The sequence below is a fragment of the Mesorhizobium sp. B2-2-3 genome, assembly GCF_006442405.1.
GTDB lineage: Bacteria > Pseudomonadota > Alphaproteobacteria > Rhizobiales > Rhizobiaceae > Mesorhizobium.
Map to the genome: position 1 here is coordinate 249,773 of NZ_VFWC01000004.1, position 22,012 is coordinate 271,784.

Annotated in this window: 26 protein-coding genes; 15 read left to right on the top strand and 11 right to left on the bottom strand. The window is 64.7% G+C overall.

The window, feature by feature from the left end; all coding sequences use genetic code 11:
* Positions 1-21: 21 nt before the first annotated feature.
* Positions 22-1,281 (top strand): peptide antibiotic transporter SbmA, encoded by a 1,260-nt coding sequence (gene sbmA, locus FJ951_RS09745; protein ID WP_140497950.1) that lies wholly within the window; start codon positions 22-24, stop codon positions 1,279-1,281.
* A 36-nt stretch (positions 1,282-1,317) separates the two neighbouring features.
* Here sbmA and FJ951_RS09750 read toward each other — a convergent pair whose 3' ends face one another.
* Positions 1,318-2,331, bottom strand: a complete 1,014-nt coding sequence (locus FJ951_RS09750; protein WP_140514949.1) for a polysaccharide deacetylase — start codon at positions 2,329-2,331, stop codon at positions 1,318-1,320.
* 191 nt (positions 2,332-2,522) lie between these two features.
* Between FJ951_RS09750 and FJ951_RS09755 the strand changes: the two genes are divergently transcribed.
* Positions 2,523-3,188, top strand: a complete 666-nt coding sequence (locus FJ951_RS09755; protein WP_140514747.1) for a tetratricopeptide repeat protein — start codon at positions 2,523-2,525, stop codon at positions 3,186-3,188.
* A 3-nt stretch (positions 3,189-3,191) separates the two neighbouring features.
* Entirely contained in the window at positions 3,192-4,625 is a 1,434-nt protein-coding gene (der, locus tag FJ951_RS09760; RefSeq protein WP_140514748.1) for a ribosome biogenesis GTPase Der, read from the top strand.
* Positions 4,626-4,699: 74 nt separating this feature from the next.
* Here the strand turns inward: der and FJ951_RS09765 are convergent, their stop codons facing one another.
* A complete protein-coding gene (locus FJ951_RS09765; protein WP_140514750.1) occupies positions 4,700-5,620 on the bottom strand; it encodes a LysR substrate-binding domain-containing protein in 921 nt (306 codons plus the stop codon).
* A 116-nt stretch (positions 5,621-5,736) separates the two neighbouring features.
* Between FJ951_RS09765 and FJ951_RS09770 the strand changes: the two genes are divergently transcribed.
* The 7 genes from FJ951_RS09770 (at position 5,737) to FJ951_RS09800 (ending at position 11,353) form a co-directional block, all read left to right on the top strand.
* The gene (locus FJ951_RS09770) at positions 5,737-7,065 is read left to right on the top strand and encodes an MFS transporter (RefSeq protein WP_140514752.1); all 1,329 of its coding nucleotides are present in this window, start codon (positions 5,737-5,739) and stop codon (positions 7,063-7,065) included.
* 100 nt (positions 7,066-7,165) lie between these two features.
* Positions 7,166-8,347 carry a cell wall hydrolase gene (locus tag FJ951_RS09775; protein ID WP_140514754.1) on the top strand — a complete coding sequence of 394 codons (1,182 nt, stop codon included), beginning with the start codon at positions 7,166-7,168 and terminating at the stop codon, positions 8,345-8,347.
* A 256-nt stretch (positions 8,348-8,603) separates the two neighbouring features.
* On the top strand, positions 8,604-9,002 hold the full coding sequence (locus tag FJ951_RS09780; protein ID WP_140498124.1) for an AtpZ/AtpI family protein: 399 nt from the start codon (positions 8,604-8,606) through the stop codon (positions 9,000-9,002).
* An 87-nt stretch (positions 9,003-9,089) separates the two neighbouring features.
* Positions 9,090-9,848: a F0F1 ATP synthase subunit A gene (locus FJ951_RS09785; RefSeq protein ID WP_140497962.1), complete on the top strand. Its 759-nt coding sequence runs from the start codon at positions 9,090-9,092 to the stop codon at positions 9,846-9,848.
* A gap of 84 nt (positions 9,849-9,932) precedes the next feature.
* Positions 9,933-10,157 carry a F0F1 ATP synthase subunit C gene (locus FJ951_RS09790; RefSeq protein ID WP_140497964.1) on the top strand — a complete coding sequence of 75 codons (225 nt, stop codon included), beginning with the start codon at positions 9,933-9,935 and terminating at the stop codon, positions 10,155-10,157.
* 94 nt (positions 10,158-10,251) lie between these two features.
* Positions 10,252-10,851: a F0F1 ATP synthase subunit B gene (locus tag FJ951_RS09795; RefSeq protein WP_140514756.1), complete on the top strand. Its 600-nt coding sequence runs from the start codon at positions 10,252-10,254 to the stop codon at positions 10,849-10,851.
* Positions 10,852-10,861: 10 nt separating this feature from the next.
* A complete protein-coding gene (locus FJ951_RS09800; protein ID WP_140514758.1) occupies positions 10,862-11,353 on the top strand; it encodes a F0F1 ATP synthase subunit B in 492 nt (163 codons plus the stop codon).
* A 322-nt stretch (positions 11,354-11,675) separates the two neighbouring features.
* On the opposite strand, the gene FJ951_RS09805 is transcribed toward FJ951_RS09800, so the two are convergent.
* Together FJ951_RS09805 and FJ951_RS09810 are read right to left on the bottom strand one after the other, a co-directional pair.
* Positions 11,676-12,371: a ribonuclease HII gene (locus tag FJ951_RS09805; RefSeq protein ID WP_140514759.1), complete on the bottom strand. Its 696-nt coding sequence runs from the start codon at positions 12,369-12,371 to the stop codon at positions 11,676-11,678.
* 142 nt (positions 12,372-12,513) lie between these two features.
* Positions 12,514-13,668, bottom strand: a complete 1,155-nt coding sequence (locus tag FJ951_RS09810) for a PA0069 family radical SAM protein (RefSeq protein ID WP_140514951.1) — start codon at positions 13,666-13,668, stop codon at positions 12,514-12,516.
* 150 nt (positions 13,669-13,818) lie between these two features.
* Here FJ951_RS09810 and FJ951_RS09815 point away from each other — a divergent pair, with 150 nt between their 5' ends.
* Positions 13,819-14,343, top strand: coding sequence for a glycosyltransferase (locus tag FJ951_RS09815; RefSeq protein WP_140514953.1), 525 nt, complete (start codon positions 13,819-13,821; stop codon positions 14,341-14,343).
* A gap of 148 nt (positions 14,344-14,491) precedes the next feature.
* Here the strand turns inward: FJ951_RS09815 and FJ951_RS09820 are convergent, their stop codons facing one another.
* The 7 genes from FJ951_RS09820 to FJ951_RS09850 all read right to left on the bottom strand — a co-directional run bounded on the left by FJ951_RS09820 (position 14,492) and on the right by FJ951_RS09850 (position 18,828).
* Positions 14,492-14,911: a hypothetical protein gene (locus FJ951_RS09820; RefSeq protein ID WP_140514761.1), complete on the bottom strand. Its 420-nt coding sequence runs from the start codon at positions 14,909-14,911 to the stop codon at positions 14,492-14,494.
* A gap of 148 nt (positions 14,912-15,059) precedes the next feature.
* On the bottom strand, positions 15,060-15,614 hold the full coding sequence (gene moaB / locus FJ951_RS09825; RefSeq protein ID WP_140514762.1) for a molybdenum cofactor biosynthesis protein B: 555 nt from the start codon (positions 15,612-15,614) through the stop codon (positions 15,060-15,062).
* A complete protein-coding gene (locus FJ951_RS09830; RefSeq protein WP_140514764.1) occupies positions 15,601-16,479 on the bottom strand; it encodes a 4-(cytidine 5'-diphospho)-2-C-methyl-D-erythritol kinase in 879 nt (292 codons plus the stop codon). The genes moaB and FJ951_RS09830 overlap by 14 nt, the downstream gene beginning before the upstream one ends.
* A 50-nt stretch (positions 16,480-16,529) precedes the next feature.
* Positions 16,530-16,715: a hypothetical protein gene (locus tag FJ951_RS09835; protein ID WP_140497980.1), complete on the bottom strand. Its 186-nt coding sequence runs from the start codon at positions 16,713-16,715 to the stop codon at positions 16,530-16,532.
* Positions 16,716-16,852: 137 nt separating this feature from the next.
* Positions 16,853-17,716 carry a S49 family peptidase gene (locus FJ951_RS09840; RefSeq protein WP_140514766.1) on the bottom strand — a complete coding sequence of 288 codons (864 nt, stop codon included), beginning with the start codon at positions 17,714-17,716 and terminating at the stop codon, positions 16,853-16,855.
* A gap of 87 nt (positions 17,717-17,803) precedes the next feature.
* On the bottom strand, positions 17,804-18,604 hold the full coding sequence (locus FJ951_RS09845; RefSeq protein ID WP_140514767.1) for a methyltransferase: 801 nt from the start codon (positions 18,602-18,604) through the stop codon (positions 17,804-17,806).
* Positions 18,604-18,828 (bottom strand): DUF2007 domain-containing protein, encoded by a 225-nt coding sequence (locus tag FJ951_RS09850; protein ID WP_135901951.1) that lies wholly within the window; start codon positions 18,826-18,828, stop codon positions 18,604-18,606. The genes FJ951_RS09845 and FJ951_RS09850 overlap by 1 nt, the downstream gene beginning before the upstream one ends.
* Positions 18,829-18,993: 165 nt before the next feature.
* Between FJ951_RS09850 and FJ951_RS09855 the strand changes: the two genes are divergently transcribed.
* The 4 genes from FJ951_RS09855 to FJ951_RS09870 all read left to right on the top strand — a co-directional run bounded on the left by FJ951_RS09855 (position 18,994) and on the right by FJ951_RS09870 (position 21,996).
* A complete protein-coding gene (locus FJ951_RS09855) occupies positions 18,994-20,010 on the top strand; it encodes a polyprenyl synthetase family protein (protein WP_140514769.1) in 1,017 nt (338 codons plus the stop codon).
* Between the two features lie 106 nt (positions 20,011-20,116).
* On the top strand, positions 20,117-20,785 hold the full coding sequence (locus FJ951_RS09860; protein WP_140497988.1) for a GntR family transcriptional regulator: 669 nt from the start codon (positions 20,117-20,119) through the stop codon (positions 20,783-20,785).
* A 105-nt stretch (positions 20,786-20,890) separates the two neighbouring features.
* Positions 20,891-21,472, top strand: coding sequence for a biotin transporter BioY (locus FJ951_RS09865; protein WP_140514771.1), 582 nt, complete (start codon positions 20,891-20,893; stop codon positions 21,470-21,472).
* Positions 21,473-21,480: 8 nt separating this feature from the next.
* Positions 21,481-21,996: a DUF1284 domain-containing protein gene (locus tag FJ951_RS09870; protein ID WP_140514773.1), complete on the top strand. Its 516-nt coding sequence runs from the start codon at positions 21,481-21,483 to the stop codon at positions 21,994-21,996.
* Positions 21,997-22,012 lie beyond the last annotated feature (16 nt).

A 22,012-nucleotide genomic window follows, 5' to 3' on the forward strand; every position in this document is an offset into this window, starting at 1 on the left:
AAAACCGAGGAATTCGCCACAGTGTTCGTATCCTTCTTCCCGCAGCCGAAGCTGTTTTTCTCTTCGGCCGCCGTCTGGAGCCTTGCGGCGATCCTGTTCTGGTTTTTCGGGGGTGAGCAACTGGGCGCCGTCTTCGGCCTGCCGCCGGCAGCAGCCGGTGCACCGCCCATTATCGGCATCGCCGTCCTCGTCTCGAAGCCGTTTCTCTGGTTCTACATCTACTTCGCGTTTTGCGTGGTCGCTTTCTATGCGTTCTGGAGCTGGTATTCGCCGCATCCGTGGCAACGCTGGTCGATCCTGATGACGGCGGTCATCCTGTTCTTCATCTATTTCAATGTGCAGGTCAGCGTCGCCGTCAATGCCTGGTACGGCCCCTTTTTCGACTATGTGCAGGGGCTGATGTCGGGCACCGGAAAATCGACCAACGCCGAATTCTACATTGGGCTGGCCGATTTCTCGTGGCTTGCGCTGGTCGGCATGAACGTGCAGGTGGTCAACGCCTTCATCGTCAGCCACTGGATCTTCCGCTGGCGCACGGCGATGAACAACTATTTCGTCGAGAACTGGGGCAGGCTGCGCCACATCGAGGGCGCCTCGCAACGTATCCAGGAGGACACGATGCGGTTTTCCCAGATCATGGAAGATCTGGGTTCCAGCTTCGTCCAGTCGATCATGACGCTGATCGCCTTCCTGCCGGTCATGATCCAGTTGCAGGCCCATATAACCGAGTTGCCGATCATCGGCGCGATCCCCCAGCCATTGGTAGTCGCGGCACTGGCCTGGTGTCTGTTCGGAACGATTTCGGTCATGATCGCCGGCATGAAGCTTCCAGGGCTGCAGTTCCGCAACCAGCGCGTGGAGGCGGCCTACCGCAAGGAGCTCGTTTACGGCGAGGATCATGCCGACCGGGCCCAGCCCGCCACCACCGCCGCGCTGTTCGCCAATGTTCGCCACAATTATTTCCGGCTGTATTTCCACTACATCTATTTCAATGTCGTCCGGTACACCTACCTGCAGGCCGACAATATTTTCTCGCTGCTGATCCTCGGGCCGTCGCTGGTCGCCCACAAGATAACGTTCGGCGCGCTGAACCAGATTTCGAATGCATTCGGCAAGGTGACAGGTTCCTTGCAGTTCCTGCTCACCTCCTGGTCGACCATCGTCGAACTGCAATCGGTGCATAAGCGCCTGCGCGCCTTCGAGGCGACGCTGCAGGGCGAGCCGCTGCCGGAAATCGACCAGCGCTATCTGGCGCGGCAAGGCGCCGAGGATCCCGCTTAAGTCAGGAAAGACCTGGGTGCGAAACGGGTCGGCGGCTCAGCCGCCGACGGAAGCCTGCTTCTGGCCAGAACCCTGCCGCGAGATGTAATCGCGAAAACTGATGCATTCGACGTCTGATTTGACGCAGACCTCGCCGGCAAAACGCTCCAGCGCGTTCCAGTAGGCGCCGTCATTCATCAGCGCGAAATGGAAGCCGAGTTGCAGCGGAACGCGCTTGCCCCGGTATTGATCCTCGAAGGCGGCGCGGAAAGCCTGGTAGGTGCGGTCCGCGAACTCGCCTGCCTTGCTCGGCCGCTCGAAGCCGCCGGAATGCCTGACATAGAGATTGTAGTCCATGGCGATCACCGGCCGCGATTTCGGTCCTTCCGGGATCTGCGGCAGTGAAAAGCGCGCGAGGCCGGCGGTGGTCGGCGGCTGGACCGGGCCGCGCGAGACGCCGCTGGCGTCGAACCGGTAACCGGCGGCGGGCAGCGCCTCGTAGAGCGCCTTGCTCGTCGACAGATAGGGCGCGCGGAAGCCAACCACCGCATGCCGCGCGAAATCGCGCCAGCCGGTCGGCTCGGGCTCGATGCCGTTGATCGCATAGGCGTTTTCGAGGATGTGCTCGAACGAGGCGAACTCCTTCAGCCAGTCGGCCTTGCTCCAGTCCTTGCCGTCGAAATGGCCGCAGCCATGACTGGCGATGTCATGGCCTTCCGATGCCGCAAGCCCGATCTGCTCCAGCCGCTGGCTCACTTCCTGCGTCGAGGCGGCGAAGCCGATGTTGGATTTGCCCGATGTCTTGCCCGGCGCGGTGTATTGGCTGCGCGTTTCGGGTGACAGCAGGAAGACACAGGAGAGGAAATAGGTGAAATGCGCTCCGGTGCGCTTCGCCAGCGCCCGGCTGCGCTTCCATTGCGAGATGTCGCGGGCGCTGTCGAAGGAGATGATGACGACCTGCTTCGGCCTTGCCGGCAAAGGCGCCCGCGAGCCGGGTGGATCGGCGAAAGCCGCACCGGCCGTGGCAAGCGAAGCGAGACAGAACGCGGCAACGCGAGACGAAAAGGATATTGGCAACAGCTACTGACCCCGGGGCGGTTTTGGCCCCGCTATAGCGCAAATGTGGCGTGGGTGCGGTGGCCTTTTCGTCCGTTTGCCCCGCGAATAGGTGATTTTCCGGTCGAACCCCTTCCATGCCGACAAAATTTCGCTAAAACGCGGGCTCGCGAACGCTCCGGCCCGGGGCAGGAATGGTTTTATTGATGTCCGACGACAGTTTTATCCGTGAAGTCAACGACGAGATCCGTCGCGAACAGGCGCAGAAGCTGTGGGACCGTTTCGGCCCGGCCCTGCTTGTGGTCGCGGTGCTGGTCGTGCTCGGCACCGCCGCCTTCGTCGGCTACCGCTACTGGGACGAGACCCGCGCCAACCGTTCGGGCGATGCCTTCTCGCAAGCGTTGAAGCTGGCCAATGACGGCAAGAACGACGAGGCGCTGGCCGCGCTCGATCAATTGGAGAAGGATGGCTACGGCGCCTATCCGCTGCTCGCCCGCATGCGCGCTGCCACCGTCAAGGCCGACAAGGGCGACGTCGATGCCGCCGTCAAGGATTTCGACGAGGTGGCGGCCGACGCCGCCATTCCCCAGGGCATTCGCGACATGGCGCGGTTGAGGGCGGCGCTGCTGCTGGTCGATCACGGCTCCTTCGCCGATGTGTCGAGCCGCGTCGAGGCCCTGACCTCGGACACCAACACGCTGCGCCACACCGCGCGCGAGGCGCTCGGGCTGGCCGCCTGGAAGGAAGGCAAGACCCAGGATGCGCTGAAGCTGTTCGACCAGATCGCCGCCGATGACGGTGCCCCGCGCAACACCCGGGAACGGGCGACCCTGATGTCCGAGCTGATCCGCGGCTCGGGCAGCGCGTCGTGACATATGAGCTTCAAAGTCGCCATCATCGGCCGGCCTAACGTCGGCAAATCGACTCTTTTCAATCGGCTGGTGGGAAGGAAGCTGGCGCTTGTCGATGACACGCCGGGCGTCACCCGCGACCGCCGCGTCCATGCGGCAAAGCTTTACGACCTGCATTTCGACGTCATCGACACTGCGGGTTTCGAGGACGCCGCCGCCTCGACGCTGCCCGGCCGCATGCGTGCGCAGACCGAGATCGCTATCCGTGAGGCCGACCTGATCTTCTTCACCGTCGACGCCAAATCCGGCCTGTTGCCGGACGACCGGACCTTTGCCGAGATCGTGCGCAAATCCGGCAAGCCGGTCGTGCTGGTCGCCAACAAGGCCGAGGCGAAGGGCGCGCAGGGCGGCATGCTGGAGGCCTGGGAGCTCGGGCTTGGCGAGCCGGTTCCGGTCTCGGCCGAACACGGCCAAGGCATGCCCGACCTGCGCGACGCGGTGATCGCCGCACTTGGCGAGGCGAGAGCCTTTGGCGAGGATGAGGACGACGACGAGGAGATCGCCTCCAGCGAGGTGCTGATCGGCGAGGATATCGCCGATCCCGACGCCGACGAGGTGCCGGCCTATGACGACACCAAGCCGATGCGCATTGCCGTCGTCGGCCGCCCCAATGCCGGCAAGTCGACGCTGATCAACGCGCTGATCGGCGAGGAGCGGCTTTTGACCGGACCGGAAGCCGGCATCACCCGCGATTCCATCTCGGTCGATTGGGACTGGCGCGGCCGCCGTATAAAATTGTTCGACACCGCCGGCATGCGCCGCAAGGCCAGGATCCATGAAAAGCTCGAGGTCATGTCGGTGCAGGATGGCCTGCGCGCCATCCGCTTCGCCGAGATCGTCATCATCGTGCTCGACGCCACCATCCCTTTCGAGAAGCAGGATCTCCAGATCGCCGACCTGATCATCCGCGAGGGCCGCGCGCCGGTGATCGCCTTCAACAAATGGGACCTGATCGACAATCCGCAGGAACTGTTGGCAGAACTGCGCGAGAAAACCGAACGGCTTTTGCCGCAGGCGCGCGGCATGCAGGCGGTGACGGTTTCGGCCGAGACCGGACGGGGCCTCGACAAGCTCATGGAAGCCGTCATCCGCACGCACAAGGTCTGGAACAGCCGCGTCTCGACCGGCAGGCTCAATCGCTGGCTGGAAGGCATTCTTGCGCATCATCCGCCGCCCGCGGTTGCCGCTCGCCGGCTGAAGGTCAAATATGTCACGCAGGCCAAGACGCGCCCGCCGGGCTTCGTCGTCTCGTGCTCGCGCCCGGATGCGATGCCGCAATCCTATGTCCGCTATCTCACCAACAGCCTGCGCGAAGCCTTCGACATGCCGGGCGTGCCGATCCGCATGGCGTTGAGGACTTCGGACAATCCCTTTGCCGGCAGGGCCAAGAAGCGCTGACGTCCGGGGGAAGGGTGCCAACCCTTCGACGCGGTGTAGACCCTGGAATGACGAAGAGGGGTTGCGACCAGGGCCTAGGCGACCTTCAGCAGGTTCTCATCCGTCCGCGCGCCCTCCGGTAGCGCCTGCCGCGCCGCTTCCAGCAGGATATCGGCGAGGCGGGCGGCCACCGGTTCGGGTTCGGCGTCCCTGCGGTGCAGGAACAGCGCCATCCTGGGCAGCGCCGGCAGACCGGCAATCTCCGGCGTCATCGCGCTGACGCTGGCCGGCAGGCCGATGTCGGTGCGGATCGTCAGCCCGAGCCCGGCTGCAACAGCCGCCCAGATGCCACCAAGGCTCGGGCTGGAGAAGGCCATGCGCCAGGGCAGGCCGGCGCGGTCGAGCGTTTCGGTTGCGACCGTGCGCAACAGGCAAGGTGCTTCCAGCGCCACCAGCGGCAGCGGCTCGCCATGGCGCAGGCTGGTCTCGATGCGCTTTGCCGGGCCGATCCAGCGCATCTGCACGTCGGCGACATGCTGGCTGAATGGCAGCGTCGCGCCGCTGTGCCAGGCAAGTGCGATGTCCAGGCTGCCCGAGATGATCCGCTCCGCGAGCTCATGGCTGCGCGCGATGCGGGCCTCGATCTTGACTTTGGGATGGGCACGGGCGAAGCGGCCGAGCACGTCAGGTAGCACCGCCTCGCCAAAATCTTCCTGCAGGCCGAGCCGCACCCAGCCTTCCAGCTCGACATCATGGATGGCGGCGGCCGCCTCGTCATTGAGCTCGACCAGCCGCCGCGCATAGCCGAGCATGGTCTCGCCGGCTTCCGTCAGTGCCAGCCCGCGTCCCGACTTGCGGAAGATAGGCGTCGCCGCCTGCTCCTCCAGTTTCTTCAACTGCGCGCTGACCGCCGAGGTCGAGCGGCCAAGCCGGTCGGCCGCCTTGGCGAAGCTGCCAAGCTCCATTCCGGTGACGAAGCTTCTGAGGACGTCGAGGTCGAATGTCACGCGTCGCATGATAATCCCGTTTTTTAGGATTGTGCGTCAAAAACTTCCTGATTTTATGGACAAAGCTATGGCGATAGACATGCGCCGTCAAGGCCGGTCACCGGGCCGCAAACGGGAATGAAACCATGTCCGCCATCGTCACCCGCACCGATTGTCAGTCGACGCCACGGGCCGAAGGCTCCGGCTCCAGGACCTTCGCGCCCAACCACCGCTGGAAGGTGCTGGGCATCGGCGTCGCCGCCAATGCCGGTTTTTCCGCTACTTTCTCCGGCATACCGGCAACCGCGGTGCTGATGCGGCAGGGCTATCATCTCGGCAATGCTCAGCTCGGCCTGGCGCTTGGCCTTCTCGGTCTGGGCGTTGCGCTCAGCGAACTGCCCTGGGGCCTGCTCACCGATCGCTGGGGCGATCGCCGTGTGCTTTTGACCGGGCTCGGCGCCACGGCGGCGTGGCTGTTCCTGATGGCGTTGCTCATCGTTCCATCCTCGTCCGGCGAGCCGGGCGTTCATGTCCTGGCCGCTGCCTTGCTCGTCACCGGCCTGCTCGGCGGCAGCGTCAACGGTTCGAGCGGCCGCGCCATCATGGGCTGGTTCCGCGAAGGCGAGCGCGGATTCGCCATGAGCATCCGGCAGACGGCGGTGCCGCTTGGCGGCGGGCTGGGCGCTCTTGTCCTGCCCTCGCTTGCCGCCAGGCATGGCTTCGCGGCGGTCTATGGCCTGCTCGCCGCCTTCTCCGTGATCTCCGCCTTCTTTGCCTGGCGCTGGCTGCACGAACCGCCGACGCAGGGTTCGGCCGCGCCGACCGTTCTGGCCGGGCCCCCGCCGCTGCGCAATGTCGAGGTCTGGCGCATCGCAGCGGCCATCGGCCTGCTGTGCTTTCCGCAAGTGGCCGTACTCACCTTCGCATCGGTCTTCCTGCACGACTTCGCCGGCATGGGGACCCTGGCCACCAGCGCAAGCCTCGCCGCCGTGCAGACCGGCGCCATGGCGATGCGCGTCTGGAGCGGCCGCTTCACCGACCGCCACGGCAACCGCCGGCCGTTCCTGCGCCTGTGCAGTGCGCTCAGCGCGCTTGCCTTCACGCTGCTCTGGCTGCTGGTCCTGGCCGGCCCGACCATATTGGGCGGCCAACCCGTCGTGATGGCCACGCTTCCCGTGTTGCTGATTGTCGCAGGCATCCTGGTCTCCGCCTGGCATGGCGTCGCCTACACCGAGCTTGCCACGCTTGCCGGCGCCGGCCATGTCGGCACCGCGCTCAGCCTGGCCAACAGCTTCGTTTTCATAGGCTTCTTCCTGGTTCCGGTGGCCATTCCGGGGCTCTTGCATCTCTGGTCCTGGCCCGGCGTTTGGTTGTCGGCGGCGGCGTGCGCGTTGATCGCGTGGCCCATCTTCCTGCGGCCGGCCTCCATGTCCGTCCCGCCGCAAAACCGCCCCACTTCGCAACCACGAGCCTGAGCCGACCGGGAAAACCCGATCGAAGCTGTTAACGTCCCATCAAGGTTAATGCATCATTTTGCTCTCCAGTGGGGTCAGTAGCGTTCCTGGAGAGAGTTCCGTGCATCGACGTGTCTTGACGCGCCTTGTTGCCGTCGCCGGTGAGAAGAAACGCAGCCTCGTGGCACCTTTCATCGTCGGCCTCGGCATCTGGATCGGATTTCCGACGGTTTCCGCCTACCAGGATATGACGAGCCTCGTTTCCGGCCTCGAGGCGCCGACCCGCTGGAATTCCTATGTCGAGAAATCCGTCGCCGGATCGGTCCATGCCGCCGAGATGCCGTTTGTCGACGACGCTGTGACGGGTTCGCTCTCCGGATCGGGGGTGCGCCTGCCCGGCGTCGGCGCCGTCTCCTTTCGCGGCAAGGGCGGCAAGGTCAGCACGACGCCCGATGAGGACCGCATTGTGCGCGCCGACAAGAAGGGCCGCATCGTCCAGATCTCTCCCGTCGCCCCGCCGAAGAACTTCAACGCCGGCTCGATCTTCGAGCGCACCTCATCCCTGCTGCGGCCCAGCATGGACAGCGGCCTGAAGATGGCTTTCGCCAAACCCCAGATCAAAGGCAAGGAAATCCAGATCGCCGCGGCATTCCACGCGCGTGAGGACAAGAAGCCGGATCCCGGCGTGTCGCCCATGCTTGCCGCCCTGGTCAACAACGATCATCCGGATGTGCTGGCGACGGCCTATGCGCAGGCCGCGCCCGATTATGCCAAGGCGTCGCCCTTCGAGGCCCTGCTCCAGGACGAGGAGCCCAACAACGGCCGTTTCATCCCGCCGATGGCCAAGGGCGACCATTCGTGGATCCAGAATCCACTTCCGGCGAGCGTCTTCTCCAAGCCCGAGCAGAAATGCCTGGCCAACGGCATCTATTTCGAGGCGCGGGGCGAATCCGTGCGCGGCCAGGCCGCCGTCGCCCAGGTCATCCTCAACCGTGTCCGCAATCCGGCCTATCCCAATTCGATCTGCGGCGTCGTCTACCAGAACGACAGCTGGTTCAACCGTTGCCAGTTCTCCTTCGCCTGCGACGGCAGGAAGAAGCGCATCGACAACCCGGTCGCCTACAAGACTGCGCAGGACGTCGGCATGGCGGTGACCGCCGGCAAGGTCTTCATTCCCGAAGTCGGATCGTCGACCCATTACTATGCCAATTACGTCCATCCCAACTGGGCGCGTACGATGCAGAAGATGACCAAGATCGGCCTGCATATCTTCTATCGCACCTATGGCGGCGGCTGGAGCTGAACGCCCGATAGGCGTCCATATTTTTGCGCGGCTGCGCGGTCTCTCGAAGAGCCGTCGCGCGGAGGATTCGCGCAAGGCGTCCGCGTCGCCATGCCGGGCACGATGTCGCACCTCTATACTGCATTGATTTCATTGTATAAAATACATGGTAACGAACTTCCGCCCGTGGCTTGACGGGCGCAAACCCTCTAACTATGTTGCCGGCGACTTTAGAAGCGGACGGACGGTGACGGTCTGCCCGGGCAGGGGGGTTGCGATGGCCGATGAAACTGGGCCAGGCGGAACCGGAGAAACCGGCCGCGGCAAGCAGCACGAAGCCGCCATCCGCGACGACGAACTTGAGCGCCGCCGGCGTGAACTTGAAGCATCGCTTGCGACAAGGCGGCCGGACCGGCTCGAGGGGAAAGATGCGAAACCAGTGACCGGGTACGGTCAGGCACTCAAGCTGTCCAGCGAGTTCATCGCCGGGGTGGTGGTCGGTGCCGCCATCGGCTGGATCATCGACCGTCTGGCGGGGACATCGCCATGGGGTCTGATCGTGTTTCTGCTGCTTGGTTTTGGCGCGGGCGTGCTCAATGTCATGCGTTCGGCAGGCGTTGTGGCGGAATTCGGACAGGGCGACAAATCGCGCTCTGGCCGCGACGACAGCAAGTGACCGCTCTTCAGGCGGCATTTGGAAATAGCCGCCTTTCGACGGGCGGCATGGTAACAAGGCCGCATGCGGCACTGACGGGGTTTGAACGTGGCAGCTGACAAGGTCGATCCGATCCACCAGTTCCATATCAACAAGCTGATACCGATCGATATCGGTGGCTACGACTTGTCCTTTACCAATTCGGCGCTGTTCATGGTCGCGACCGTTGTCGTCGCTGCGGCATTCCTGTTTCTGACGACGTCGAGCCGCAGCCTCGTTCCCGGCCGGCTGCAATCGATCTCCGAAATGGCCTATGAATTCGTCGGCAACATGTTGCGCGACGCCGCCGGCACGCAGGGCATGAAGTTCTTTCCCTTCGTGTTTTCCCTGTTCATGTTCGTGCTGGTCGCCAACCTGCTTGGCCTGTTCCCGTATTTCTTCACCGTCACCAGCCACATCATCGTCACCTTCGGCCTCGCCGTCTTGGTTATCGGCACCGTGATTGTCTACGGTTTCGGCAAGCACGGCCTTGGTTTCCTCAAGCTGTTCGTGCCGCAAGGCGTGCCGGTGTTCCTGCTGCCGCTGGTGGTGCTGATCGAAGTGATCTCCTTCGTCTCGCGCCCCGTCAGCCTCTCGGTTCGTCTGTTCGCCAACATGCTCGCCGGGCACATCACGCTGAAGGTCTTCTCCGGCTTCGTGGTCAGCCTCTCGGCGCTGGGCGCGGTCGGCGTCGCTGGCTCGGTGCTGCCGCTGGCGATGGCCGTGGCGTTGACCGCGCTCGAACTGCTGGTCGCCTTCCTTCAGGCCTATGTCTTCGCGGTGCTGACCTGCATGTACCTCAACGACGCCCTGCACCCGGGGCACTGATAAAAAATTTCCGGCGCAAGAGTTTTCAACATTGCCGCCGGAATGGAATCGCAACGGAATTTCAGATCCAAAGGAGTTGAACAAATGGACGTAGAAGCAGCAAAGTACATCGGCGCCGGCATCGCTTGCCTCGGCATGGGCGGCGCGGGCATTGGCCTCGGCAACATCTTCGGCAGCTATCTCTCGGGCGCGCTGCGCAACCCGTCGGCCGCCGATGGCCAGTTCGGCCGTCTGATCTTCGGCTTCGCCGTGACCGAAGCTCTGGGCATCTTCTCGCTTCTCATCGCGCTGCTGGCCCTGTTCGGCTGAGCCCCTGTTTGGCTGAGCCGCTATTTGGCTAAGCTATGGGAAGATTGGACAGGCCGGCCGCGAGAGCGGCGGGTCTGATATCAGGGGATAGTCCATGTTCGTGACATCTGCCTTTGCGCAAGAGTCCGCGCCTGCCACCGAGGCTGGCCACGCTGCGACGGAAGGCGACACGCATTCCGGCACCAGCGTGCCTGCCGAGGCTCATGGCATGTTTCCGCCATTCGATCCGGCGACGTTTCCGTCGCAGCTTCTTTGGCTGGCGATCACGTTCGGGCTCTTCTACCTCTTCCTGAAGAGGGTGGTGGTGCCGCGCGTCGGCGGCATCATCGATGTCCGCAACGACCGTATCAGCCAGGATCTCGATCAGGCCGCGAAGTTGAAGGGCGAGGCCGACGCCGCCGTTGCTGCTTACGAGCAGGAGCTGGCGGAAGCCAAGAAAAACGCCAACGCCATCGGCCAGCAGGCCAATGACGCGGCCAAGGCGGAAGCCGAGACCGCGCGCAAGAAGATCGAGGCCGCGCTCGACGAGAAGCTCGGCGAGGCCGAGGCGCGCATTTCTTCCATCAAGGCCAACGCCATGAAGGAAGTCGGCAGCATCGCCGAGGACACTGCCTCGACGATCGTCGAGGCGCTGGTCGGCGGCAAAGCCAGCAAGGCCGAGATTGCGGCCGCGGTCAAGTCCGTGGCCGGGTGAGGAGCGCATCATGGACGCCACATCTCTTGCAACGCTCTGGGCCACGATCGCCCTGGTCATCTTTTTGGGTATCGCCATCTACATCAAGGTGCCCCGCCTGATCGCCAAGGCGCTCGATGCCCGCGCCGCCAGGATCAGCAGCGAGCTTGACGAGGCGCGCAGGCTGCGCGAGGAGGCCCAGCAGTTGCTTGGCCAATACCAGCGCAAGCGCAAGGAAGCCGAGCAGGAGGCCGCGGACATCGTCGCCGCGGCCAAGCGCGAAGCCGAACTGCTCGCCGCCGAGGCGCACAAGAAGACCGAGGACTACGTCGCGCGGCGCACCGCTCTTGCCGAACAGAAGATCGGCCAGGCCGAGCGCGAGGCGATCGGCGAAGTGCGCGCCAGCGCCGTCGACATCGCCGTCGAAGCCGCTCGCACGCTGCTCGCCGGCAAGATCGACGCCAAGGCGGGAGCCGACCTGTTCAAGACCTCGCTCGCCGATGTGAAGGCGAAGCTGAACTGAGTTGAAAACAACAGAAATGAAAGAAGCCGCCTGGGAAACCCGGCGGCTTTTTTGTTGTGGCGCGGAGGTCAACGCTGCCGATCTCCCCTCTCGTGGGGGAGATGCCCGGCAGGGCAGAGGGGGGCGCGAAGGAACGCCAGCGCTCGATTCAAAATCAGCTGAATTGGGTGCCGATAGTGCAGGGAACCTGGGCAAGACTAACTGATAGGCTGGAGGGACAGCGCCCCCCTCTGTCCTGCCGGACGTCTCCCCCACGAGGGGGGAGATTGGCTGTCACCGCCGCTTTCGCCAATCCTACCAACGCAAGATAGATCGAGCCGCCCTAATCCAGCCCGGCGAAGCTCTCTTCTTCCACCACCTCGGCACCTTCAAGCCTGAATGGCGCGAACGACACGCGGTGCAGCCGCGCCACCGGCCCGTGCGTCTCGATCGCGGTGCGATGGCGGACCGTGGCATAGCCCATATGCACTTCGAAGCCATAGTGCTGGTGATGGCTGCCGCAGCCGCACATCATGCGGTCGCGCATCACCTTGGCGACGATCGAGGCGGCGGCGATGGATTGCGAGCGCTGGTCGCCCTTGATCAGCGCGCGCCCCGTGCAAGGCAGGCCCGGCGGCACGTCGCGCCCATCGGCAAGCGCGAGCTTCGGCTGCACCGGCAGGCCGGCGACCGCACGGCGCATCGCCTCCAGGCTCGCCTTGAGGATGTTACTGCCGTCAATGCCCTCGGCGCTGACCGAGGCCATCGACACGCCGAGCGCGGAGCCGATGATGCGCACGAACAGCGCCTCGCGTTGCAAATGGCTGAGCCGTTTGGAATCGTCGAGGCCGTCGGGGATGTTGGCAGGGTCGAGCACGACCGCAGCCGCCACCACCGGTCCGGCCAGCGGGCCGCGTCCGGCCTCGTCCATCCCCGCGACCGGCCACAGGCCTTCGGCCATCGCCTTCGTCTCGAAGGAGAAATCGGGTTTCTCGACGATTTCGAAGAGAGGCGGAGAATCAGAACGCGCGCGAGCCATGTTGCGGCGAGGTTCGCATCGGCTCTGATTCTCCGCAAGTCCCTCCGGGTCGGGTGGGGCGCCGGACCGGGAGGGCACCGTCTGCAGGCCGGGGCAGGCCGGACGGGATTTTTTCGCCACGGCGGCAAACAGCCGCGGTCGTTCAAAGCAGCATCAACTGCTCCTGGTCCTTGCCGGCGGCGACGAACTGGTCGGTCCGCAGCGTGCGCCGCTCGGCATTGAGACCGAGCCGCTTGGCGGTGATTTCGAAGCGCCGGCCGATCTGCCAGGCGTAAGGACCCGCGCCCTTCATGCGCTTGCCCCATTCCGAATCGTAATCCTTGCCCTCGCGCATCGAGCGGATCAGCGACATCACATGGCGATAGCGGTCGGGATAGTGGCGCAGCAGCCAGTCCTTGAAGATCGGGCTGACCTCGAGCGGCAGGCGCAGCACGACATAGCCCGCCTCGCGTGCGCCGGCATGGTGCGCCGAATCGAGGATGCGTTCCATCTCCTGGTCGGTCAGCCCGGGGATGATCGGCGCCACCATGACCGAAGCAGGGATGCCGGCATCCGCAAGCTGCCTGATCGCCTCCAGCCGCTTGGCCGGCGTCGAGGCGCGTGGCTCCATGGTGCGCGCCAGCATGCGGTCGAGCGTCGTCACCGACAACGCCACCTTGGCGAGGCCCCGTTCGGCCATGCGTGACAAGATGTCGATATCGCGCGTCACCAGGGCGGATTTGGTGACGATGCCGACCGGGTGGCCGCGCGCCTCCAGCACTTCGAGGATCTCGCGCATGATCCGATACTGCTTCTCGATCGGCTGGTAGGGATCGGTATTGGTGCCGATGGCGATGGTTCGCGGCTGGTAACCGTCCTTCGACAGTTCCTTGTCGAGCAGGCGCGCCGCGTCGGGCTTGGCGAACAGTTTGGATTCGAAATCCAGCCCCGGCGACAGGCCCATGAAACTGTGCGTCGGCCGCGCAAAGCAATAGACGCAGCCATGCTCGCAGCCGCGATAGGGATTGATCGAGCGGTCGAAGGAGATGTCGGGCGATTCATTGCGGGTGATTATGGTACGCGGCTTCTCGACCTGCACCTCGGTCTTGAAGGGAGGCAGTTCCTCCAGCGAGTTCCAGCCATCGTCGAAGACATGCCGGCTGACCGGCTCGAACCGGCCGGACGGGTTGATGCCTGCCGACCGGCCGCGGTTGCGGTCCGGACGCACGCGCATGCCGCTCTGCTCGATCATCGCGTTGGCCATTTCGGCTCGTCCTGCTCCGAAGGCGGCAATGTCGGCGCGCATGATCGGTTCCATCTTCGCCCGCTCCCAGGGACTGTCCATGTTGTTTCGAATCGCTCTGCTCATGAATTTAATCCTATTTGCCAAACGAGAACAAAGCAAGAACTTTCTATGGTGCGCCGCAAAAACTGGCGCTGCGTTCCGCTTTCCGCTATTCGGCAAATGATGCTCACCGTTCTCATAGAGACCCACAATGACGAGGAGGGCCTCGCTCGCACCCTGGCGACGCTGATCGGCGGCGCGGTCGAGGGCGTGGTGCGCGAGGTCATCGTCTGCGACACCGGTTCCACCGACCAGACCCATCGCGTCGCCGAGCATGCCGGGTGCCAGTATGCGACCGACGGCGTCGCGGCGGCCATCCGGCACGCGAAAGGCGATTGGCTGTTGCTGCTGGAACCGGGCGCGCGGCTGGTCGACGGATGGATCGACGAGGTCGTTGCGCATACAGCGAGGCAAACCATGGCGGCGCGGTTTTCACGCACACGCGCCGGCCGCGCGCCATTCCTGGCCCGTATCTTCTCGGGAAACCGTGCCTTGGCCGACGGGCTGCTGATCAGCAAGCGCCAGGCCACATCCTTGTCGAAAAGAGCCGGCAGCGCCGAGGCTCTCGCTCGCGGCCTGGCGACCAAGCGGCTGGATGCCGAAATCTGGGCCGCTCCGGCAAAACAAGAGCACCGCCCGTCCAAATGATTTTGCAGCTGCTCTGTCTACGTGCGTTGCGCATGTGACGCGCAGCTAGCTTCCGATCACGCGGGTGCCGGCGCGCATGCCGCGGCTGATGATGGAAGTGGTTTCGGTGTCTCGCGGTCCTCGCGCCGGCGCTTCCACGGCGAGCCGGTCATTCGCTAAAACGCATCTCCACAGGCATCCAGCGAAGACGACGTCTGGCTTGACGCTGTGCCTTGCTTTCAGCGTCGTAGTCGACCGGGATCGGTTCCTGACTGAACGACCTTTGATCGTCCAGGGCGTTGATGATGACGATTGCCCTGGCATCGTCCTCTCCGGCGATTGCGGCGGTATAGACACCGCATTCACCGCAGATCAGGTAGTCGGCCGTCCCCAATCCAAAACGATATTTCTTCAATCGCTGGATGTCCTTGACTGAGATGACCAGTCTGCCGTCCGGATCGGCGACGGCGCGCGAGCCATGCTTGGTACAGAACGAGCACTGGCAGGCGCGAACCTCGATTTTCGATGGATCGAGCTCGGTTGAAAATCGAAGGCGTATGTTGCCGCAATGGCACCCGCCATTATGCACTGTCATCGTGTCCGCCCGTCTTCAACGGCGATGGCCGCCGCCGCGAGACGATACGTCCTGCCGCATCCGGTTTGGAATGGTCTTTCGAAGGCGAAGGCGGTGTTCTGCCTGGCAAACGCGGCGTGAAACCAGCGCCTTGCCTCGGCTTTCACGGAGCCGACATGCCGCGCCGCAGGTGCTCGTTCAGGCGCGGCATGATCTCGACGAAGTTGCAGGGCATGTGCCGGTAGTCGAGCTGCGCCTTCAAGATGCCGTCCCAGGCATCCTTGCAGGCGCCGGGCGAGCCCGGCAGCACGAAGACGAAGGTGGCGTTGACGACGCCGCCGGTCGCCCGGCTCTGGATCGTGGAGGTGCCGATCTTGTCGTAGGAAATGCGGTGGAACACCTCGGAAAAACCATCCATGCGCTTTTCGAAGATCGGCTCCAGCGCGTCCGGCGTCACGTCGCGCCCGGTGAAGCCGGTGCCGCCGGTGGTGATGACCACATCGATCCCATCATCCTTCGACCAGCCGAGCACCTTGTTGCGGATCTTGTCTCCATCGTCGGTGACGATATCGCGCGCGGCAAGGATGTGGCCGGCATCCGCGATGCGGTCGGCCAGCGTCTGGCCGGACCTGTCGTCGGCAAGGCTGCGCGTGTCGGAAACGGTCAGCACCGCGATGCGCACGGGGATGAAGGAACGGCTCTCGTCAGTCCTGGCCATGGGCATCTGCCTCCGTCGTCATGCTGCGCGTCGCGGCGACGAACCAGTCGGGTTGCCGGGCGCGGATGTCCGCGGCCGCGCGCTTGGCGACGTTGCCGGTCTCGAACAGGCCGAAGCAGGTGGCGCCGGAACCCGACATGCGGACAAAACCGGCTCCGGCCTTGTTCAGCACAGAAAGTGCCTTGCCGATGGCGGGCTCGATGGCGCGGGCCGCCGGCTCGAGGTCGTTGCGCGTAATCTCCAGCCAGTTGCGCAGGCCGTGGAAGTCAACCACATGCGGCAGCGGCGGCAGCGCATCATTGTCGCGCCGCGACAGCGCGTTGAATACGTCGGCCGTCGAGACCGCCTTGCCGGGATTGACCAGCACCAGTCCGAGCGCCGAGAAATCCGGCACGATCGACAGCTCCTCGCCGATGCCGCGTGCAATCAGCGGCCTGGCTGCCAGGCACATGGGAATGTCGGCGCCGAGCGAAAGCCCGATCCGCGCCAGCGCGGCATCGTCGATGTCGAGTTGCCAGCTTGCCGCAAGCCCGCGCAGAACTGCTGCCGCATCGCTCGACCCGCCGCCGACGCCGGAAGCGACGGGCAGGTTCTTTTCGAGCTTGATGGAGACCGGCGGCGTGCCGCGAGGACCGGCCGCCTGCCGCAGCGCGTCACGCGCCCTGAGCACCAGATTGCTGCCATCGACGGGAACATCCGGAGCGTAGCGGCCGGACACGCTGAAATCGTCTCGCTCGGCACGCGCGATCTCGATCCTGTCACCAAAGCGCGTGAACACCGCCAGGCTTTCGATCAGATGATACCCGTCATCGCGCCTGCCGGTGACATGCAGAGCGAGGTTTATCTTGGCGGGCGCCGGCCACATCCGGACGCGCTGGCCGGATTCCAGGCTCTCGATTGCGAGTGAAATGAGGATCAGTCCTTGGCCAGCCGGTACTCGCCGGTCTTCGGATCCTTCACCAGCGTTCCCATCGCGCCGTTTGCCGTCTGCTTTTCGGTGCGCCGCACCTTGGCGGTTACGCGCTCGGCCTCGCGGATGAAGGTGCGGTAGCCAAAATAAGCGGCGATCCCGACGACGGCGAAGAAAATGATCTGCGGCATATCAAAACTCCTCCCACGCTGGGCCGGCGAAGGGCGGCCGGTCGGGTCGGTTGGCGCATGTCGTCCAAAGGCGGTTTCTGGAGAAAAACGACATGCATGGAACTTCGAGGTTCATGCTAGACGGTTTTGCCGGGTTTTCAAAGCCCGAAGCGCGCCCACAAAGCGCGCTCTTGCGCCGCATCGATCACGCCCCCGGTGGCAGCGGCGGCAATATCGGGCGCCGAAAATCCCTTGCTCGAGCCGAACAGCCCGAAGCGGCCGAACAAACCGCGCGGCGCCGAGATCAGCTTGAGTTGGGTTTTCGCCCCGAACCGCGTCTTGAGCACGGATCGCATGTCGCCGAGCGCATCGACAAGCCCAAGCTCCAGGCCGCGCTTGCCGGTCCAGAACAGGCCCGTGAACAGGTCGGGATCGTCCTTGAGCTTGGTGCCGCGCCGCTCCTTGACCAGATCGATGAAGGTTTCGTGCACTTCGAGCTGCAGCGCCTTCAGCCGTTCGATGTCTTCCTTTTTCTCGGGCTTGAATGGATCAAGCACCGACTTGTTCTGGCCAGCGGTGTGGACGCGGCGCTCGACGCCGATCTTCTTCATCAGCTCCGGGAAGCCGAACGAAGCCGAGACCACGCCGATCGAGCCGACGATGGACGACGGGTCGGCGAAAATCTCATCGCCGGCGACCGCGATCATGTAGCCGCCCGAGGCAGCGACGTCCTCGACGAAGACCAGCACCTTTCTGTTCTTCTCGGTCGCCAGGTCGCGGATACGCTTGAAGATCAGCCGCGACTGCACCGGCGAGCCGCCGGGCGAATTGATGGAGATGGCGATGGCAGGCGCATCGAAGGAAAACGCCTTTTCGATCAGCCCGGCGGTGGAGGCAAGCGACAGGCTGGGACGGAACGGGCCGCCGCCCGCCAGGATGGTGCCGTGCAACCGGATAACCGGAATGGTGACGACCGTGGAACGCCAGGATTTCGGCAGCAGGCGGTTGAAAAGGCGTTTCACTGAGGTCGATCTCCGCTCGATGGGTTGCCAGCATGTAGGAATTTCAAGGCCAACGGCAATGCCGCGGCCATCGCGGCCAGGTTGTGTTCAATCTCCGAACAAGGAGGCGAGGCCGTTGTTGATCATCTCCGTCCGTTCCGACGGGCCGTCGCCCGTCTGCGCGTGAAGCATCAAAGGCGGCCGAATAGCGAGTTTGCCGCGCGCCCCGAGCGTTGCCCTGACGATGATGCGGATCGCCGCGGCATCGGGGCGGGGATGCACGGCCAGCATCTCGGCGTCGCCGAAACGGCCCGCGATCGCATCGAGAAGCGAACCGAGTTGCTCGGGCCGCGCGATGACGGCAAGCCCGCCGCGCGGCCTGACCACTGCTGCGGCGCTGCGGATCCAGCCCTCTAACAGCCCGTCCTCCATGACATGCGCTTCCTTTCTCAAGCGCTCGGGCGTGGCGCGGTCCTGCGCGGCGTTGAAGGGCGGATTCATGATGACGAAATCGAAATCATTGTCGCCGAGGCCGGCCGCCGTCCTGGCGCGGCCCGAAAGCGCGACATTGGCGACGAGCACCGAAGCGCGGTCGACGAGGTGAGCGTTGCCGGGATGCGCGAGCGTGGCCGCGGCGAAAGCCGCCATTTCCGGCGCGCGTTCGACCAGCACGGCCCGGGCCGTCGGGCAGCGCGCCAGAACGGCAAGTGCCGCGGCACCGGCGCCGGCGCCGAAATCGGCGAGACGCCCGCCGAAGGAGGACGGCACGGCAGCCGCCAGCATCATGGCGTCCATGCCGGCGCGATGGCCGCCATGCTTGGGCTGCACCAGCCAGAACCGGCCGCGATGGAAGGCATCGACCGTGTGGGCTGGCGTGTCCGGGGCGAGGGCGGCTGGCGCGGCGGACATTATTTTTGGCGGATCTCGTTGGCGATGCCGGCATCCGTCAGGATGCGCCGCGCCGCGTCGGCCTTGTCGGCGTCGACCATGACGCGCCGCGGCAGGATGCCGAGCGAGCCGTCGAGCACGCTCATATTCTGGTCGGCCACGAAGCAGCCGATGCCGGCATCGCGCATCAGCGATTCGACGAAGGAGATGATGACCGCGTCGTTGGTGCGAATGAGCTCTATCATCTGACGAAACTCTCAGTTTGCCGCGTTCATGTAAACGCATGCGAGGCCCGAAACCAGAGAAGCCGCGCCAATTCGCCACTTGCCGTGGCCGCGTTCGCCGCCCTAGAGTCCGTAACGGAACTAAGGGTGCCGTCGCACGCGTTACATCAGACGGGAGAGTTTGTCGTGGGTGTCGTTCTCAACATCGAAAACGGAAAGCGGGAACCCGCCTCCATCAAGGATCTGATCGACCTGACGGCGGCCGACATGGGGCGCGTCAACGAATTGATCCTGTCGAAGGCCGGATCCGATGTCGAGATGATCCCGGAGGTCGCCAACCACTTGATCTCGTCGGGCGGCAAGCGGCTCAGGCCAATGCTGACGCTCGCCGCCGCACAGATGTTCGGCTATGCCGGCGAGGGCCACGTCAAGCTCGCCACATCGGTCGAGTTCATGCACACGGCGACGCTGCTCCACGACGACGTCGTCGACGAGAGCGGCATGCGACGCGGCAAGAAGACGGCCCGCATGATCTGGGGCAACCAGGCGAGCGTGCTGGTCGGCGACTTCCTGCTTGGCCAGGCATTCCGCATGATGGTCGATGTCGGTTCGCTGGAGGCGCTCGACATCCTGTCGAGCGCGGCCTCGATCATCGCCGAGGGCGAGGTCATGCAGCTTGCCGCCGCCAAGAACCTGGAGACCACCGAGGACGAGCATTTCGCCGTCATCAAGGCCAAGACCGCGGCCTTGTTCTCGGCTGCCGCCGAGGTCGGCCCCGTCATCGCCCAGGCGACGCGCAACGACCGCGCTGCCTTGCGCTCCTACGGCATGAATCTCGGGCTCGCCTTCCAGCTGATCGACGATGCGCTGGACTATGGCGGCACCAGCAAGGATCTGGGCAAGAATGTCGGCGACGATTTTCGCGAGGGCAAGGTGACGCTGCCGGTCATTCTCGCCTACCGGCGCGGCAGCAAGGCCGAGCGCACCTTCTGGAAGCGGGCCATCGAGGACAATGTCACCGATGACGCCGGCCTCGAAAAGGCGATCGGGCTGATGACCCACCACGGCGCGATCGCCGACACGATCGGGCGCGCCCGTCATTTCGGCGAGATCGCCCGCGACGCGCTGGCGCCGCTGGAGGCGACGCCGCAGAAATCGGCGCTGATCGACGTCATCGACTTCTGCATCAGCCGGGTGAACTGAGCCGCTGCCTTTCACGCAGCTCTCCTTTGGCTCGTGCTGGGGAGAAATCCGTGAATCCGTCTCCGCCGCCTCGACAAGCTGCCCAGCTGCAAATTATCTATAAAACATGGCAAAGGGGACGGACGACACCATCGCGGTGCGCATCGGCAAGGTTCTGGCGGATCGCATCATCTCGGGCGCGATCGAGCCGGGCGCCCGGTTGCGGCAGGACCATGTCGCCGAGGAGTTTAACACCAGCCATGTGCCCGTGCGCGAGGCCTTTCGCCGCCTCGAGGCGCAAGGCCTCGCCGTCAGCGAACCGCGCCGCGGCGTGCGCGTGGCGGCTTTCGACCTCGGCGAGGTCAAGGAGGTCGCCGAAATGCGGGCGGCGCTCGAAGTGCTGGCGCTGCGCCACGCGGCGCCGCATCTGACCTCCGCTATTCTCGATCGGGCCGAGGAGGCCAGCAAGGCCGGCGACAAATCCCGGGACGTCAGGTCGTGGGAAGAAGCCAACCGCGCCTTTCACCGGTTGATCCTGACGCCATGCGGCATGTCGCGTCTTCTCGCCACCATCGATGACCTGCACGCCGCAAGCGCCCGTTTCCTGTTCGCCGCATGGCGTTCGGAATGGGAGACCCGTACCGACCAGGACCACCGGGCGATATTGGCCGCCTTGCGGCAGGGCAACACCGAATCGGCCGCGGCGACATTGGGGCGGCACGTGCAATGGATTGGCCGCAAGCCGGTCAGGACAGCCTCCGGCACCACGCGAGAGGCCTTCGCGATCGTGGGCTAACCGCCTTGCGCAAGGCATGCCTTGCCATCGTCCGAAAATTGTGGCTTCGATAATAGATCGAAGGCAAAAATTATCTATAATTTTGGATCGACCAAGGGAGCCCCTATGACCGAGATCGCGTTCTCGTCCGCAAAACCGTCCTTCAGCCCGCTCCGGCTTCAGGAGCGATCGCTCGGCTGGCAGGCGGGCGCCGTCGTGCTCGGCACCCTGTTCCTGGCGCTGTCCTCCTACATCGAGGTGCCGATGGTGCCGGTTCCGGTGACGATGCAGACCTTTGCCGTGACGCTGGTCGGCGCGCTCTACGGCTGGCGGCTGGGCGCGATCACCATCGCCGCCTGGCTGGCCGAGGGTGCGGTCGGCTTCCCGGTTCTGGCCGGCGGGGCTGCCGGCGTACAACATTTCATTGGTCCGACGGGCGGCTACCTCTTCGCCTTCCCGGTTGTCGGCGCACTGGTCGGCTGGCTGGCGGAGCGCGGTTGGAACGGCGGCAGGGTCGTGCTTGCCTTTGCCGCCATGCTGCTCGGCAACCTGCTGTGCCTAGCCCTTGGCACGGCGTGGCTCGCCGTCATCATCGGCGCCGAGAAGGCTGTTGCCTTCGGCTTCCTGCCGTTTGTCCTCGGTGGCCTGCTCAAGTCGGCGCTTGGCGCCGCCACGCTGATGGCGCTCCCGCGCGGCAAGGCGAAATAGCGCCAGCCGTGACGATAAGGCTGCGCGCTCATCACCTCTTTTGCCTGCTCACCTATGTGGGCAAGGGATACAGCCCCGCATTCACGGCCAACTACGACGGCATCGCGCAGCCCCTTGGCCGGGGCGAGGACATACTGGTCGTGTCCGGCCCGGACGACATCTGCGCACCGTTGCTGGATGAACAGGAGCCACATTGCCTGCGGGACAGCGCCGCCGAGCGGGACCGGCTTGCCGCCCACGATGTCGGCGCCTTGCTCGGGCGACCAATCCGGGCCGGTGCGCGCCTCGATCGCGGTGCGGACATGCTGGCGCGGATGCGGCAGGCCTTCTCGGCCGGCCTCACGCGCGGAGCCTGCCAGGGCTGCGAATGGAGCGGCCTGTGCAGCGCGGTGGCGTCAGGCGGATATCAGGGCGCGCGCCTGCGGCCCTCCGGTCTTCGGGCACTCCTGACGCCGATGCGCCGGTTTCGGGCTGAAAGCCGTTCTTTGCCGGCATGGTTTGTTAATCGGGTGACCCGATTGTGAATTCGAGGCGGATTGA

Coding starts and splice junctions, on each gene's coding strand:
- FJ951_RS09790 (WP_140497964.1), top strand. CDS start 9,933: ATGGACGTAGAAGCAGCAAAGTACATCGGCGCCGGCATCGCTTGCCTC.
- FJ951_RS09860 (WP_140497988.1), top strand. CDS start 20,117: ATGGCAAAGGGGACGGACGACACCATCGCGGTGCGCATCGGCAAGGTT.
- FJ951_RS09755 (WP_140514747.1), top strand. CDS start 2,523: ATGTCCGACGACAGTTTTATCCGTGAAGTCAACGACGAGATCCGTCGC.
- FJ951_RS09810 (WP_140514951.1), bottom strand. CDS start 13,668: ATGGAACCGATCATGCGCGCCGACATTGCCGCCTTCGGAGCAGGACGA.
- FJ951_RS09765 (WP_140514750.1), bottom strand. CDS start 5,620: ATGCGACGCGTGACATTCGACCTCGACGTCCTCAGAAGCTTCGTCACC.
- moaB (WP_140514762.1), bottom strand. CDS start 15,614: ATGGCCAGGACTGACGAGAGCCGTTCCTTCATCCCCGTGCGCATCGCG.
- FJ951_RS09830 (WP_140514764.1), bottom strand. CDS start 16,479: ATGTGGCCGGCGCCCGCCAAGATAAACCTCGCTCTGCATGTCACCGGC.
- FJ951_RS09770 (WP_140514752.1), top strand. CDS start 5,737: ATGTCCGCCATCGTCACCCGCACCGATTGTCAGTCGACGCCACGGGCC.
- FJ951_RS09800 (WP_140514758.1), top strand. CDS start 10,862: ATGGACGCCACATCTCTTGCAACGCTCTGGGCCACGATCGCCCTGGTC.
- FJ951_RS09795 (WP_140514756.1), top strand. CDS start 10,252: ATGTTCGTGACATCTGCCTTTGCGCAAGAGTCCGCGCCTGCCACCGAG.
- der (WP_140514748.1), top strand. CDS start 3,192: ATGAGCTTCAAAGTCGCCATCATCGGCCGGCCTAACGTCGGCAAATCG.
- FJ951_RS09865 (WP_140514771.1), top strand. CDS start 20,891: ATGACCGAGATCGCGTTCTCGTCCGCAAAACCGTCCTTCAGCCCGCTC.
- FJ951_RS09815 (WP_140514953.1), top strand. CDS start 13,819: ATGCTCACCGTTCTCATAGAGACCCACAATGACGAGGAGGGCCTCGCT.
- FJ951_RS09845 (WP_140514767.1), bottom strand. CDS start 18,604: ATGTCCGCCGCGCCAGCCGCCCTCGCCCCGGACACGCCAGCCCACACG.
- FJ951_RS09780 (WP_140498124.1), top strand. CDS start 8,604: ATGGCCGATGAAACTGGGCCAGGCGGAACCGGAGAAACCGGCCGCGGC.
- FJ951_RS09835 (WP_140497980.1), bottom strand. CDS start 16,715: ATGCCGCAGATCATTTTCTTCGCCGTCGTCGGGATCGCCGCTTATTTT.
- FJ951_RS09850 (WP_135901951.1), bottom strand. CDS start 18,828: ATGATAGAGCTCATTCGCACCAACGACGCGGTCATCATCTCCTTCGTC.
- FJ951_RS09805 (WP_140514759.1), bottom strand. CDS start 12,371: ATGGCTCGCGCGCGTTCTGATTCTCCGCCTCTCTTCGAAATCGTCGAG.